Raw genomic sequence first — 14,507 nt, forward strand, 5'->3', positions numbered from 1 at the left:
AGTGATATCACGTATTTAGCACGCTTTTTCACTTTCCGTGTAGAGCGAAAGCGTAAAAAATATTCGCGACCCGCTTATTTAACCTGCTCCTGTAGCCAGCCAATAAACGCCTCGATTTTCGGCCACTGCCTGCCGGGCAGCGTGGTGATGTAGTAATGCTGATGACATTTCAGCGCCATATCGCCAAAAGGCGCAATCAACTCTCCGCTGTCGAGGCGTTTTTGCACCAGCCGTTTTCGGCCCATCGCCACGCCGATATGGTTCATTGCCGCAATTACTGCTAAATCCGAACGATCAAAACCAATCCCCGACGATGTCGGCAAATTCGCCGCAAAATGCTGCGCCCAACTGTGCCATTCATCGGTCCCGGAATCGTTACTCCAGGCCTGCCTGTCGTGCAGCAACGTACAGTGCGGCAAATTCACCAGCGAACCGGTAAGGTCATGGCGGCGGGCGTAGTCCGGGCTGCACACCGGCAGGATCTCTTCATCCATCAGGAAGTGATGCGTGAGTTGCGCGGAGGGTGCATCGTCAAAATAGATGGCGAGATCGATACCCGCACGCTGTAGATTGACGTTGTCGTTCCCGGTCAACATGGTTAGCGAAATTGACGGGTAGCGACGGGTAAAGTCGCCGAGCGCCGGAACCAGCCAGCACTGGGCGATAGAAGGTCGTGAGTAGACGGTGAGCGTCCCCGAGAGCTCCTGATTCTTAATATCAAGAATCTCCTGGTTGAGCGTGTCCAGTGACGACTTCAGCGCCCAAAATACCCGTTTGCCCTCATGAGTGAGTTCCACTTTGCGATGAGAACGAACAAATAATTGGATACCAAGCTCATCTTCAAGCTGATTTATGCGATGGCTGACGGCGCTGGGGCTCAATGACAGCTCGTCTGCCGCCAGCGCAAACGACTGATGCCGGGCCGCCACTTCAAAAGTATACAGCTTTGATAGCTGCCAGCCGTTGAGCAGCCGGTTTCTGACTTCGCGTAGGGGATCCATTCTCACCTCCTTTCCTTCTGATTCATGCGCTGGAGTGTAAAAAAGTTCGCTGCAAAAATCAGCTCAAAGGTGAATCAGAGTGAACCATATCGCATAAACAAAGCGCAATTAGACATAAATCACTCATTTGATGCAATCTGGCTCATGTGAAGGGGGATTTATATCGTTTGTCAGACCATGCCTTATTTTTGTCCAATAACCCTATATTAATCACAGGGCAAGGTGAGTTATGCACTCTCAAATCTGGGTTGTGAGCACGCTGCTGATAAGCATCGTGTTAATCGTTTTGACCATCGTGAAGTTCAAATTCCACCCGTTTCTGGCGCTACTGTTAGCCAGCTTCTTCGTGGGTACGATGATGGGCATGGGGCCGTTGGATATGGTCAATGCCATTGAGAGTGGCATCGGCGGTACGCTGGGCTTCCTCGCCGCGGTTATCGGCCTTGGGACCATTCTGGGCAAAATGATGGAAGTGTCCGGCGCAGCCGAACGCATTGGCCTGACGCTGCAGCGCTGCCGCTGGCTATCCGCCGACGTCATTATGGTTCTGGTTGGGCTGATTTGCGGGATCACGCTGTTTGTTGAAGTCGGCGTGGTGCTGTTGATTCCACTGGCCTTTTCAATTGCCAAGAAAACCAATACTTCATTACTGAAGCTGGCGATTCCGCTGTGTACGGCGCTGATGGCGGTGCACTGCGTGGTACCACCGCATCCGGCTGCCCTGTTCGTGGCGAACAAGCTGGGCGCAGACATTGGCACCGTGATTGTCTACGGCTTACTGGTCGGCTTGATGGCCTCGCTGATAGGCGGTCCTCTGTACCTGAAATTCCTGGGTAACCGTCTGCCGTTTAAACCGGTTCCGGCTGAGTTTTCTGACCTTAAAGTGCGTGACGAAAGTACGCTACCGTCGCTGGGTGCTACGCTGTTTACCGTTCTGCTGCCGATTGGCCTGATGCTGGTAAAAACCGTCGCTGAGCTGAACATGGCGAAAGGCAGCACGGTATATACGCTGCTGGAGTTTATTGGTAACCCGATCACCGCGATGTTTATTGCCGTTTTCGTTGCCTATTACATTCTCGGCCTGCGTCAGCACATCGGTATGGGTACGTTGCTGACCCACACTGAAAACGGTTTTGGCTCCATCGCTAACATTCTGCTGATTATCGGCGCAGGCGGCGCGTTCAACGCTATCCTCAAGAGCAGTGGGCTGGCGGATACTCTTGCGCTGATCCTCTCGAACATGCATATGCACCCGATTCTGCTGGCGTGGCTGGTGGCGTTAATCCTGCATGCCGCGGTGGGTTCCGCCACAGTGGCAATGATGGGCGCCACGGCAATCGTTGCACCGATGCTGCCGCTCTATCCCAACGTCAGCCCGGAGATCATCGCCATTGCTATCGGTTCCGGCGCTATTGGCTGCACGATCGTTACCGATTCCCTCTTCTGGCTGGTGAAGCAATACTGCGGTGCCACCCTGAATGAAACGTTTAAATACTATACGACCGCGACATTTATCGCGTCCGTGATTGCACTGGCTTGCACATTCCTGCTTTCCTTTATTATCTAAGCGCAAAGAGACTGACTATGGAAAACATTCAAACACTTATCGCCCAGTATCCTTTAGTGGAAGATCTGGTTGCTCTCAAGGAGACAACCTGGTTTAACCCTGGCACCACCTCTCTTGCGGAAGGTTTACCGTATGTTGGCCTGACTGAACACGATGTTCAGGATGCTCACGCCCGTCTGACGCGCTTTGCGCCGTACCTGGCAAAGGCATTCCCGGAAACCGCGGCCACCGGCGGCATTATTGAATCTGAGCTGGCCGCGATTCCGGCCATGCAAAAGCGGCTGGAGAAAGAGTACGGGCAGCGCATCAATGGCGAAATTCTGCTGAAGAAAGACAGTCACCTGCCAATTTCTGGCTCGATTAAAGCCCGTGGTGGCATTTATGAAGTACTGACCCACGCGGAAAAACTGGCGCTGGAAGCCGGTCTGCTGACCACACAAGACGATTACAGCGTTCTGCTTTCGCCTGAGTTCAAACAGTTCTTTAGCCAGTACAGCATCGCGGTAGGCTCCACCGGTAACCTCGGCATGTCGATTGGTATAATGAGCGCCCGTATCGGCTTTAAGGTGACGGTGCATATGTCGGCCGATGCCCGCGCATGGAAAAAAGCCAAACTGCGCAGCCACGGTGTGACGGTCGTGGAGTATGAAGAAGATTACGGCGTGGCGGTTGAACAAGGCCGTAAGGCAGCGGAGTCCGATCCCAACTGCTTCTTTATCGATGATGAAAACTCGCGCACGCTGTTTTTAGGCTATGCGGTGGCCGGACAGCGCTTAAAAGCGCAGTTTGCCCAGCAGGGACGTGTGGTGGATGCAGACCATCCACTGTTTGTTTACCTGCCATGCGGCGTCGGCGGTGGCCCTGGCGGCGTGGCGTTTGGCCTGAAGCTGGCGTTTGGCGACAACGTGCACTGCTTCTTCGCAGAACCAACCCATTCACCGTGCATGCTGCTGGGGATTTATACCGGGCTGCACGATACGATTTCCGTGCAGGAAATTGGCATCGACAACCTGACGGCGGCTGATGGGCTGGCTGTCGGCCGTGCGTCTGGCTTTGTTGGCCGGGCAATGGAACGTCTGCTCGACGGTCTGTACACCCTGGACGATCAGACTATGTACGACATGCTGGGCTGGCTGGCGCAGGAAGAAGGTATTCGCCTCGAACCGTCAGCGCTGGCAGGGATGGCCGGTCCGCAACACGTTTGCGCCTCTGCTGACTATCAGCACATGCACGGCTTCAGCGCGGATCAGCTCAATAACGCCACTCATCTGGTGTGGGCGACCGGCGGTGGAATGGTCCCGGAAGATGAAATGGCGCAGTATCTGGCCAAAGGACGTTAAATATAGCTGAGCTTAACGCAGCATCGCCATCAGCTCCATCGGTGAGCGATGCTGCTTAAGCAGGTCACGCATCACGCGCATATGCGGTGCGGTGTGGCTGAAGAAAGCCTGATAGCCTGCACACAGCACGCCCTTTCCATTTTCCTCGCAGTACGCAGGACAATCACCGTGGTAATATTGAAACAATGAGCATGTCTGGCAACGCGTATTCATTGATGACATGGTCTGTCGTTCAATCTGTGCCGTCAGACCACACCACTGGCGAAGCGTTTTATCGAAAAGCTGGATAGATATCTGATTAATATCTTCACGTACCCAGATATCAAATATCGTAATTAAAAATCGGCCCCATGCCTCAGACGTAACCGATTCGTCTGTCAGATGACCTGAACCATCGTGCCTAACCAGCGGAATAAACTGTACCATGCGAACATTTCCTTGTTGCAAACCACGGTACACTTCAACCGGTTGTAAACACTTCTGATGGTCAATCACCACGTTTAAAACATCATCACTAACATCCATGTTCTCACATCCTGTCATGCAAAATTCCCGATAAATACGATAAGTTGGCGAACATGCGTTACAGCAAACAGCATTGCGAGGGATAACACCGCGAGGGAGATCATAAATTTGTCACGCACCGCGCGAGATTCAGAAAAATCGCTATGACTCACATCCATCAGATTACGGCTGCGGGTGTAGCGCCAGAGGATAATCGCCACTATCGCCAGCACAACTACCGATATCCAGAACAACGCTCCCGCCTGGTGCCAGTTGTGCTTAATCGCCAGCGCCATTAACGCGCCATAGCCCAACAACGTGCGAAACCAGGCCAGTGAAGTCCGCTCCGGTTGTAACCCCGGGTCAGCGATGCGTCGGGATTTGCGGCTATCCGGCATACAGCACCAGCGTCATGACAATCACCGCCACAATAGTCAGCATGACGCTGATAATCAGCAGGCTGTGGGTGTAGGGCAAGTCCTCTTTCAGTCGCATCGCCTTTTCGTTACGTAGCCAGCGCAGGTAGCCGTAGATCGCCAGACCGCCGGCAAACAGACACAGCAACAAGGCAAGCGCCTCACGGATGACCGGCGTGGCAAAATCCGGGGCCAGTTGATCAAGGCCAACCCCCGCCGCCAGAAATCCGAGCGCGGTGCGGATCCACGCCAAAAAAGTACGCTCATTTGCCAGCGAGAAGCGATAATCCGGTGCTTCTCCAAGGCGAGAAATCTTCATGACAGCTCCTTAAATATTGTTGTCTGGTCGTTATACCGGAACAGTTAAGGAGTATGAACCTGATTCTCAAACGAGAGGGCGAGTCGGGTGATGAGACAATGGGAAAGAGAGAGGGTGTTTGTAATGCCGGATGGAGAGTTGCGTTTTATCCGGCCGACAGGAGATGCAGGCCGGATAAGTCAGTTTTAACCTAATCCCCAGAAGAGCACCGCCAACAGTTGCGGGGTGATAATCCTCAAGAACATGACCAGTGGATAAACGGTAGCGTAGGAGAGCGCTGCTGCCCCGCTGGTGGCATGCAGGTTATTAGCAAACGCCAAAGCCGGGGGATCGGTCATTGAGCCAGCCAACATGCCGCACAGCGTCAGATAGTTCATTTTGGCAAAGATTCGCGCCAGCAAGCCCACGGTAATGAGCGGAATCGCGGTAATGAAAATACCGTAACCCACCCAGCTCAGACCATCTCCCTGTGTTAGGGTATCGACAAAATCACCGCCTGACTTCAGCCCCACCACTGCAAGAAACAGCACGATACCCAACTCTCGCAACGCCAGGTTAGCGCTGGGAGGCATAAACCAGTACAGCTTACCGATGCTACCAATACGCCCCAGGATCAGGGCCATAATCAGCGGCCCGCCGGCCAACCCCAGTTTCAACGCTACCGGGAACCCCGGGATGAACAGCGGGATTGAACCCAGTAGAACACCCAGCCCGATACCGATAAATACCGGCAGCATCTGCACCTGCTGCAGTTTTTGCTGCGCGTTACCCACAACATTGGCAACGGCATCAATGGACGAAGGACGTCCCACCAGATTGAGGATATCCCCGAATTGCAGGCTGGCGTCACTGCTGGCTACCAGCTCAACACCCGCGCGGTTCAGGCGGGAAATCACCACGTCGTAACGCTCTTTGAAATGCAGGTCGCGGATTCGTTTACCCAGTACCTGTTCGTTGGTCACCACCACGCGTTCGACGCGTAAATCGGTACCTCGCGTAGACAGCGATGTGTCTACCTCCTGCCCAATCACCACCTGCGCGTTATGCAGGTCAGCAGGCTGTCCGACCAGGTGTAGCAGGTCGCCCATCTGGATAATCGTCCCTGGCGACGGCACCATCAATGTCTCGTCACGTTTCAGACGCGAGCAGATGATTTTGTCGCTGTTCAGAATCGGGACATCCTGAATCGCCATATTGTTGATGTTTGGGTTTTCCACGCGGATGTTCATCGTCTGAATCAGTGCGTGCCCGTTGGTCAGCGTGGATTCATGCTGCTGGGCTTCAGCATCGACGTTAACGCGGAAAATAAGGCGCATCAGCCACATGGTGAGTAAAATTCCGCAGATGCCGAAAGGATAAGCCATGGCATAGCTCATCCCCATCTGGTCAACCACATCGCCAGGCGTACCTAAATCGCGCAGAATTTGCTGCCCCGCACCTAACGCCGGGGTATTGGTGACCGCTCCAGAGAATATTCCCAGCACCACAGGGAGAGGAATGGCAAAAATCTTATGCAGGATCGCGGTGACCAGGCCACCCATGATGACAATCAGCACAGCAAACAGATTCAGCCGCAGGCCCGAAACGCGCAGAGAAGCAAAAAAGCCCGGCCCCACCTGAATACCAATGGTGTAGACGAAAAGAATCAGGCCAAATTCCTGAATAAAATGCAGCATGTCGCCGCTCAGGGTCATCCCTGCCTGATCGACAAAATGCCCGACGATAATACCGCCGAACAGCACGCCTCCAATGCCAAAACCCACGCCACGTATTTTTATGTTGCCGATCCATAACCCGACAACTGCCACTAATGCCAGAACGCTGACCGTCAATGCTATATCACTCATATCCTGTTCCCTGTGAATAACATCATTAAGTAAATGGATTCTCGCAGAGTACAGTCGCAATGTATGGGTGGTAAAGCACAAAAAAGCCCCGTCATTTCTGGCGGGGCAAAGGCATGGAGCTATTTAACTATCTAATGCAGGACGTTCGCTGATGGCGATACGTTGTGGAGCAATGGTTTCAGGTTCATTCCGGGTCAAATCAATATGCAGCAAGCCGTTAGTGAAGCTTGCGCCGGAGACCTCCATATTTTCAGCCAGCGTAAAGCTCAGGCTGAACGGCTGAGTGACCAGCCCCTGATGCAACCATTTGGTCTCTTTTTCCGGCTGCTGCGGCGTACCTTTCACGGTCAGGCGCGTGCCTTCCAGTTGAATATCCAGATCTTCCTGACGGAAACCGGCTAACGCAAGGGTAATGCGGTAGTGGTTATCATCGCTTTTTTCGATGTTATAAGGCGGGAAGCTCTGGCTTTCACCGGTGTTTTGCAAGGCATTGGCCAGTTTGTCAAAACCGATCCATTGACGCAGCAGTGGGGATAAATCGTAGTTACGCATAATAATCTCCTTCTAAGAAGCGAGTAGGTACCTTTCGGCTCCCTGACGGCAAGCCGATGACTTAGCAAGGCCGCCTGAAGCGGCCTACAGAATTAGTTGATTTCGATGCGGCGCGGTTTGTTCGCTTCAGGAATCACGCGCTCAAGATCGATATACAGCAGACCATTTACCAGGTTTGCGCCGCGAACATGAATGTTCTCCGCTAACTGGAACTTGCGTTCAAAGTTGCGCTCGGCAATACCCTGATACAGGTAAGTACGTTCTTTTTGATCGTCCGCATGGGCGCCTTTTACCACCAGCAGATTGTCCTGGGCAGTAATTTCCAGTTCGCTTTCAGCAAAACCGGCAACAGCAATTGCAATGCGGTAATGGTTTTCGTCTACCAGCTCAACGTTGTACGGAGGGTAGCCGCCATTGCTCTGGCCCTGATTGTTTTCCAGCAGGTTAAACAGACGGTCAAAACCAATAGCAGAACGGTACAGCGGGGATAAATCAAAGTTACGCATAATCAATAGCTCCTGAAATCAGCGAGAATAATTGACCTTCCATCATGGACAGGTCAGGTAGCCAGGACACCCATCAGGCATGCCCTTCATTTGTCTACACTCTAAAAATGGGTCTTAATACAAACTTTTCAAGCGTATTCATCTGACTTTTTTTGCAGTTTGTTGTCTATTGCATACACTGGGGGGAGCAGTTGTTCTCGTTAAATCGCGATGGCCGCCACAGTGCGACGAAATGGTGATGTTATTTTCGCAACGGATCGCTTTAACTCACCATGCAAACACGATAAATACAGATGAATAAATGATGATTAAAAAAATGTTGGTAACACTGACGATGTGTAGTGGGATGGCGTTTGTAAGCGGTTGTTCCAGCATCATGTCGCATACAGGTGGTAAAGAAGGAACGTATCCTGGCACGCGAGCCAGTGCCACAATGATTAGCGAAAGTGATACAAACTGGGGAACCAAGTCGCTGGCGATTCTGGATATGCCTTTTACCGCGGTGCTCGATACGGTATTGCTACCTTGGGATCTCTTTCGCAAAGATAACTCGGTGAGATCCCGCGTAGAAAAAAGCGAGGAGAGAACTCAGGCCACGAACGCCGTTATTCCCCCGGCAGAAATGTCTGCTCCATAAATTAACGCCCGGTTTCAGTCACCCACAGCTGGCGGAAACCCTCGACGTCTTCCATCCACGCAACCTGTCGACCATCAGGGGAGAAGACGATCGCATCGGCCGACGGCGGGTTATCATGACGTTCCGTTAAAAAATCAATCTCGCCCGTTTGAACATCACAACAGGCAATTCTGTTCTCCAGTACAAATCCCAGCCATTTCCCCGATGGGTGCCAGTTAAAGGCTGACTGAATATTCGTAGCGCACTGGGTAAGCTGACGCAGCGATCCACCCTGTGGAGAAATCAGCCATAGCTGTACAATACCGTTGTCATCACGCATTAAAAACGCAATCTCAGATGCCTTTGGATTACTGCGTACCCAGTGGCGAGGCTGATTCACCAGCCCCGGAAAGGCGCGCTCATGGGTAAACGTCAGACGGCGTTGGCGAATACCGGATGGCGGCGCAGCCATGATCATGTCAGTCCCCTCCAGAGGCGCGTCCCCCGGCTGTTTCCAGCCGCTTTCATCCTGTGGCAAATCAACAATAAACAGCTCCGGTACTTTCTCGCCAGTGGCTGATAGCGTATCACCGATAAACGCCAGCCTGTTTTCTCCAACCCAGCCCTCTTCATAGGCGCGGTTAATCTCATCGCTACCCGGTTTTGGCGTTGGTGTCGTCTGGCTCACCAGCACGCACCAATGGCTGCCACTGTATTCACGCGGATGCTGCGCGGAGACCTTCACCGGACCATACGGTGCAGCCACACCGACGTTGCGTAAATCGAGCGCCGGAGAGCGCTCATGCAGAACATGGTCGTTATAGGTGAAACTGACAAACTCACCGTTCGGGCTAAAAACATGCACATGACTCCCGCCGCGCAGCGCACCTGGCGTATAGGGCGCAGTAATATCCATTGCATCCAGATTCTCCACCCCAGCCTGCGTAACAATCACCCCACGACGATGATGGAAGTCGTAATGCCATGTTTCATCAGGATTTTCAGGCCCGTGAATGAATACATATTTTTCCAACTTTGGATGAACGGTCACCACGCCAACGTGCGATCCCTGAGTAGCCCGGTAAATCACCTCCAGCTCGCCAGTATGGATATTGACGCGCTCAATTGTTTCACCGGTAAAAGAGGCGCCGGAAGGGCGCACATCAAAGACCAGCCACTGGCTGTCCGATGTCCAGGTGTTGATATTGGTAAGCTGATGATTACGCGGCGTAAAGGTGATTTGCTTCATGAGATGCCCTGATACAAGACGATTAAAACAATCATACTTCACAAGCACTTCACTTTCAGGCTTTAGCGTATCGCCATCTTCATTTTTGCGGACAGATAGATGGAACATTTTGACGTAGCGATTATCGGTTTAGGTCCGGCAGGCGCAGCGCTGGCGCGACAGTTGAGCGGAAAAATGCGCGTGATTGCGTTGGATAAAAAACGCCAGTGCGGCAACGAAGGTTTCACTAAACCCTGCGGCGGTCTGCTGGCCCCGGACGCCCAGCGTTCGTTTATCCGCGACGGGATAACCTTACCCGTTGATGTCATCGCCAACCCGCAGATTTTTAGCGTTAAAACGGTTGATGTTGCCGCTTCTTTGACGCGTAACTACCAGCGCAGCTACATTAATATCAACCGCCATGCTTTTGATTTATGGCTTAAATCTCTCATCCCTGATGATGTGCAGGTGTATCACGACAGCCTGTGTCGGAAAATCTGGCGCGAGGGCGATAAATGGCATGTTATCTTCCGCGCCGACGGTTGGGAGCAGCAGATAACTGCACGTTATCTGGTGGGGGCAGACGGTGCGAACTCACTGGTGCGCCGTCATCTCTATCCACAGCACCAAATCCGTAAATATGTCGCTATTCAACAATGGTTTGCGGAAAAGCATCCCGTACCGTTCTATTCCTGTATTTTTGATAACGATGCAACTGACTGTTATTCCTGGAGTATCAGCAAAGATGGCTATTTTATCTTTGGTGGCGCCTACCCCATGAAGGACGGACAGGCACGCTTTGACGCGCTGAAAGAGAAGCTGGAAGCGTTCCATTTCCAGTTCGGCAAACCGGTGAAAAGTGAAAAATGTACGGTGCTATTCCCCTCACGCTGGAAAGACTTCGTCTGCGGCGAGGACAACGCATTTTTGATTGGTGAAGCGGCCGGTTTTATCAGCGCCAGCTCGCTGGAAGGGATTAGCTATGCGCTGGACAGCGCGGAGATCCTCAAATCGGTACTGCTGCGGGATACGCCAGATATGAATCACGCTTACCGTAAAGCCACCCACAAGTTACGTCTCAAACTGTATGGCAAAATCCTGAAAAGCCGGGCCCTGACGTCAGCGTTTTCCCGTAAATGGATAATGCGCAGCGGCGTGGCGCATATTCCCTTGGCAAAATCTGAAAGTCACCCGCCAGCAAAAGCAAAGCGTGAGAAATCGCGTAGTATGGCTATGACATTATGGCGCGTTTTTTTAAGGGACTGAGTTCACCTCGCTGTCACGGCCTTGTGCCACCGTAGCCAGCGCGGGAAAGTTGGCGGCGGTGTACCAGGAACCAGGCGTAGGCAGCCGCTCCATTGTACGGCCAGGCCAAAGTTCGAGTTGTGCCAACGCATCAAGGGAATATTCTCGCCAGTGATGTGGCAACATCAGTCTCAATGGCGAGGCTTGTTCACCCGGTACCGGCGTCGGTAAACGCGAGTCACTCACATCATAGTTTCTGTGCAGAACCAAATATTTCTCTGGTACCCGACGCTGGCTGTTCCACCATTTGCCATCCAGCATATCAAACTGAAAGCGGGTGATTTTTTCCGGTTTTGCCCCCAATTGCATCAACGCCTGGCGCAGCGCGTTGTTCATCGCCGCATCGTACATTTCCGTTGTTGCCAGTTGCCCATTGAGGATCAGCGATACCGCAATTCTGGCACCCAACAAATTTGAGTAGAGATCTTCCGGGGAAAATGCAGAAACCTCCTCCGAAAATCCTGGAACAGACTCAAAACCATACCATTGCGCAATTTCATGCCAGGCAGCGAGCTGAAACGCCAGATGCGCGGCCATCCATGCCGCCAGCGCGTAACGATCAGCAGGCTCTGTGGGGGGTGTGAAAGCGTTAAATACGACATGCCGTTGCGCAAGCTCATCATCCAGACGCAGCGTAAATGATTGACCAAGCCGTGGAAGAAGATGGCTAAAGAGCCAGGCCGTCATGTCTGCGGTATCACGGACATGTGCGGTATCAATGAAGCCACCGCGAGCGGTATACACTATGCCGTTATTCTCATGCCCGATCCCTGCCAGATTCGCTAGCCCTAACAGTAGGCTATCGTTATAGCGGTGCTCGCCGATGCTATCGATCATGACAACATTATCAAGTTCATAAAATGGCACCGGCATATGCAGTACCTGTGCGTGCAGGTCGTAGCCAAACGCGCAGCACGGACGTAATCCCTGAGGTGCAGGGAGGGGCGAAAATACCGGCCAGGCAGTACCCTGGGCCTTATCCTCTGTAGAAACAAGCTGCAAAGTTACAGGTATTGCCGCACGGGCTATCGCCGTTGCCAGCCATAAGAGCGCTATTAACACCACCTTATTGATCAAAATGCCTCTCCAACCTGAAAATAAAAACCGCTGCTCCCTTTGCCAATCCCATAATCAAGACGCACATTCACCCGGGGCTTAAATTCAAAGCGGTAGCCCACACCGGCAGACGGTAACCAGCGTCCATCGTCCAGCGCATGAAAAGAGGGTCCCATCGTGCCCGCACCGAGCCAACCAACCACACCATGCCGCCAGTCAAGTTTCCGCCGATACTCCAGTTGCCCGCTGACGGCGTTTTTATCCCGGTAGCGCCCTTCGTAATAACCGCGCATACGCTGATTGCTGCCAAGCAGCGGCATCATGCTCCACGGCACATCGCCCTGGGTAAACGCGCCGTCCATCTCCCAGGCAAGCACATTGTTCTCGTCCAGCGAGTGATAGCGGCTGTAGTGCAGTTGATATTCATCAAATCGCGTATCGCTTCCCACCTCTGGTGTGAATCGGGTATAGCGCACATCGGCATACTGTCCTTTACGCGGGTTGGGAACGAAATCACGATCGTCCCAGCTGAGTTCGACACTACTTCCGGAGCTGAGAACCGACGCCCCCTGCCCGGTATGCTCAATGTTGGGCGGATCGTTATCGTCCATTTGGGTAGCGTGCTGGGCGTTCAGCGACCAGCCAAGCCCCAGATAAACATTGGGTGCCAACTGGCGATACAACGTTGGACGCAACTCCAGAACCTGAGCGGTGTATTGCTGTTTTTGGTTATCTTTATCCCCAGAGCTAAAACCTTGCCCCCAGTAGTAGGTTGGAGTATCCGTTAATGCGCCATTGAGAAAAAATCGCCACCGATCGTCGGCAAAAAATGCGTAATTTTGCATCGTGATACCGAATGCGCCAGTTGAGCTAAAATAGCCGCTGAGCGTCAGCGTCGAGTTTTGGCTTACCGTATCATTCGGGTCAGGGCGATACATCCCCACCACCGCTGTACCGATCCCTAACCCTAGCTCCGGGGTATAAAACGGTCCCGGCATTACGCCCCAGTCAATGCCTTTGCTGGCGTCAAAGCTATCACTGGCACCCAACTTATTTAGCCAACCGTCAACTTCGCCTCGGCTTGGCAACGCTGCCCGCACTGTACAGGAGAGCATGTTGAACAGCAGGAAGAGGGTAAGACGGCTCAAAAGCGATACTCTCCCGCCATGAAGAAACTGTTACGTTCAGCAAAGCCGATTTCGGTCGTGACGTTGAAGTTCCGGGTAATTTCATACTGTGCGCCCACCAGCACGTTCCAGGGGGATTGCAGATGCTGTTTAACGTCAAAGCGACCATTACCGTCTTTGTTGGCAATATCAACGAGTCTTTGCAGCGTTTCAGACGGCATGGTGAGGTCGTTAAGGCTACCGCTAAATTCTTGCTGCACGTCCTGGTACATACTGCCAACCCATAGATTCAACTTTCCGGATGGCAGGTGCAGCGCATCCACACCGGGGGTGGTAAAGCGATATCCGATGCGCGGAGAAAGAGTTAAGGCGTCAATACTCCCATCCAGAATATCGAACCGCGTCTGGGTGTAGTTGGCATCAAAAGCAGTAAACCAGTTGCCTACACCGCCGACCAGCGTCGTCCCTACGCCGTAGGTGGTGCCTTTAAAATCGAGCTGAAACGCCAGATTCTGCAAACTGCTTGGTGTGCGGTCTTTAAGGGGGCCTTTTATCCCGACGCCTATTTGCGAAACGGAGTGGCCATCGGTATAGCCAATCAGGCCATAGACATTCATAAACGGCAGCAGCCAGGCATCCAGCTTCAGCGTTTCGGTTTTACTGCGTTCACGCGTATTGCCGACGCTAATTTTAAACGCGTTATCCAGTGAGCGACCACCGAGGGAAAGACCGTTGAAGTTAATACTATCCACATTAATATTTTGTCGGATATTCATGTAGTTAATATTCACGCCAAACGGTGCCGGTAGTTCATATCCGCGCTTACGCGCTTCATCGCCTAAAAAGGGCAAAATAGTGTGGTTTTCGGCAGGTTTAACCGTCGTTTTTTCCGGTACAGGCGCAGACAGACCGTCATCCTGATAGCCAAAGAGAGGTGTAATAGTTGAGCTGGAATCCGTCGCGGCACTGGCATGAAAAACCAGACAGGAAGACGTTATCAACACCACGCGGATGCTTGTGTTTGTCATAAGAAAGTTTAGTAGCAGGCAGGAATTGCCCAGATATAAAAGAAGAAGGGAGAGTATAGAAGTTACGTACTATGTGGAGGTATTAATGTGCGGTT

Annotated in this window: 15 protein-coding genes and 1 other annotated feature; of the genes, 4 read left to right on the forward strand and 11 right to left on the reverse strand. The window is 52.5% G+C overall.

What is annotated here, in order from left to right; translation table 11 throughout:
- Nucleotides 1-74: 74 nt before the first annotated feature.
- Nucleotides 75-1,001 (reverse strand): DNA-binding transcriptional regulator DsdC, encoded by a 927-nt coding sequence (dsdC, locus tag OGX96_RS03190; protein ID WP_003827110.1) that lies wholly within the window; start codon nucleotides 999-1,001, stop codon nucleotides 75-77.
- A gap of 229 nt (nucleotides 1,002-1,230) precedes the next feature.
- Here dsdC and dsdX point away from each other — a divergent pair, with 229 nt between their 5' ends.
- Together dsdX and dsdA are read left to right on the forward strand one after the other, a co-directional pair.
- Entirely contained in the window at nucleotides 1,231-2,568 is a 1,338-nt protein-coding gene (dsdX, locus tag OGX96_RS03195) for a D-serine transporter DsdX (RefSeq protein WP_003827107.1), read from the forward strand.
- A 17-nt stretch (nucleotides 2,569-2,585) separates the two neighbouring features.
- A complete protein-coding gene (dsdA, locus tag OGX96_RS03200) occupies nucleotides 2,586-3,908 on the forward strand; it encodes a D-serine ammonia-lyase (protein ID WP_100271727.1) in 1,323 nt (440 codons plus the stop codon).
- Between the two features lie 12 nt (nucleotides 3,909-3,920).
- Here dsdA and OGX96_RS03205 read toward each other — a convergent pair whose 3' ends face one another.
- From OGX96_RS03205 to ibpA, 6 genes are all read right to left on the reverse strand, one after another.
- Nucleotides 3,921-4,433, reverse strand: coding sequence for a radical SAM protein (locus OGX96_RS03205; RefSeq protein WP_286582247.1), 513 nt, complete (start codon nucleotides 4,431-4,433; stop codon nucleotides 3,921-3,923).
- Nucleotides 4,434-4,447: 14 nt separating this feature from the next.
- A complete protein-coding gene (locus OGX96_RS03210) occupies nucleotides 4,448-4,810 on the reverse strand; it encodes a DUF202 domain-containing protein (protein WP_032945444.1) in 363 nt (120 codons plus the stop codon).
- Nucleotides 4,800-5,147, reverse strand: a complete 348-nt coding sequence (locus tag OGX96_RS03215) for a YidH family protein (protein ID WP_003023888.1) — start codon at nucleotides 5,145-5,147, stop codon at nucleotides 4,800-4,802. The genes OGX96_RS03210 and OGX96_RS03215 overlap by 11 nt, the downstream gene beginning before the upstream one ends.
- Before the next feature lie 185 nt (nucleotides 5,148-5,332).
- Nucleotides 5,333-6,994: a putative transporter gene (locus OGX96_RS03220; RefSeq protein WP_071444544.1), complete on the reverse strand. Its 1,662-nt coding sequence runs from the start codon at nucleotides 6,992-6,994 to the stop codon at nucleotides 5,333-5,335.
- 123 nt (nucleotides 6,995-7,117) lie between these two features.
- Nucleotides 7,118-7,546, reverse strand: a complete 429-nt coding sequence (ibpB, locus tag OGX96_RS03225) for a small heat shock chaperone IbpB (RefSeq protein WP_003827096.1) — start codon at nucleotides 7,544-7,546, stop codon at nucleotides 7,118-7,120.
- 92 nt (nucleotides 7,547-7,638) lie between these two features.
- The gene (gene ibpA, locus OGX96_RS03230; RefSeq protein WP_003023882.1) at nucleotides 7,639-8,052 is read right to left on the reverse strand and encodes a small heat shock chaperone IbpA; all 414 of its coding nucleotides are present in this window, start codon (nucleotides 8,050-8,052) and stop codon (nucleotides 7,639-7,641) included.
- Nucleotides 8,046-8,118 (reverse strand) — a sequence feature (ROSE (Repression Of Heat Shock gene Expression) occurs in the 5'-region of heat shock genes and acts as an RNA thermometer to modulate expression.). Its footprint overlaps the gene before it by 7 nt.
- A gap of 238 nt (nucleotides 8,119-8,356) precedes the next feature.
- Here ibpA and OGX96_RS03235 point away from each other — a divergent pair.
- The gene (locus tag OGX96_RS03235; RefSeq protein ID WP_003023879.1) at nucleotides 8,357-8,689 is read left to right on the forward strand and encodes a YceK/YidQ family lipoprotein; all 333 of its coding nucleotides are present in this window, start codon (nucleotides 8,357-8,359) and stop codon (nucleotides 8,687-8,689) included.
- A 1-nt stretch (nucleotide 8,690) separates the two neighbouring features.
- Here OGX96_RS03235 and OGX96_RS03240 read toward each other — a convergent pair whose 3' ends face one another.
- Nucleotides 8,691-9,917: a YidR family protein gene (locus tag OGX96_RS03240; protein WP_286582249.1), complete on the reverse strand. Its 1,227-nt coding sequence runs from the start codon at nucleotides 9,915-9,917 to the stop codon at nucleotides 8,691-8,693.
- 99 nt (nucleotides 9,918-10,016) lie between these two features.
- Here OGX96_RS03240 and cbrA point away from each other — a divergent pair, with 99 nt between their 5' ends.
- Nucleotides 10,017-11,162 carry a colicin M resistance lipid reductase CbrA gene (cbrA, locus tag OGX96_RS03245; protein ID WP_032945448.1) on the forward strand — a complete coding sequence of 382 codons (1,146 nt, stop codon included), beginning with the start codon at nucleotides 10,017-10,019 and terminating at the stop codon, nucleotides 11,160-11,162.
- On the opposite strand, the gene OGX96_RS03250 is transcribed toward cbrA, so the two are convergent.
- From OGX96_RS03250 to OGX96_RS03260, 3 genes are read right to left on the reverse strand one after another with little or no spacing between them, the layout of a single operon-like run.
- Nucleotides 11,151-12,278, reverse strand: a complete 1,128-nt coding sequence (locus OGX96_RS03250) for a DUF4056 domain-containing protein (protein WP_286582252.1) — start codon at nucleotides 12,276-12,278, stop codon at nucleotides 11,151-11,153. The two genes, cbrA and OGX96_RS03250, sit on opposite strands and share 12 nt — an antisense overlap.
- On the reverse strand, nucleotides 12,275-13,405 hold the full coding sequence (locus tag OGX96_RS03255; RefSeq protein ID WP_374214046.1) for a BamA/TamA family outer membrane protein: 1,131 nt from the start codon (nucleotides 13,403-13,405) through the stop codon (nucleotides 12,275-12,277). The genes OGX96_RS03250 and OGX96_RS03255 overlap by 4 nt, the downstream gene beginning before the upstream one ends.
- On the reverse strand, nucleotides 13,402-14,412 hold the full coding sequence (locus tag OGX96_RS03260) for a hypothetical protein (RefSeq protein WP_286582253.1): 1,011 nt from the start codon (nucleotides 14,410-14,412) through the stop codon (nucleotides 13,402-13,404). Before OGX96_RS03260 ends, OGX96_RS03255 begins: the two co-directional genes overlap by 4 nt.
- Nucleotides 14,413-14,507: the final 95 nt, after the last annotated feature.

Source organism: Citrobacter sp. Cpo100, from assembly GCF_030332595.1.
GTDB classification, from domain to species: Bacteria; Pseudomonadota; Gammaproteobacteria; order Enterobacterales; family Enterobacteriaceae; genus Citrobacter; species Citrobacter portucalensis.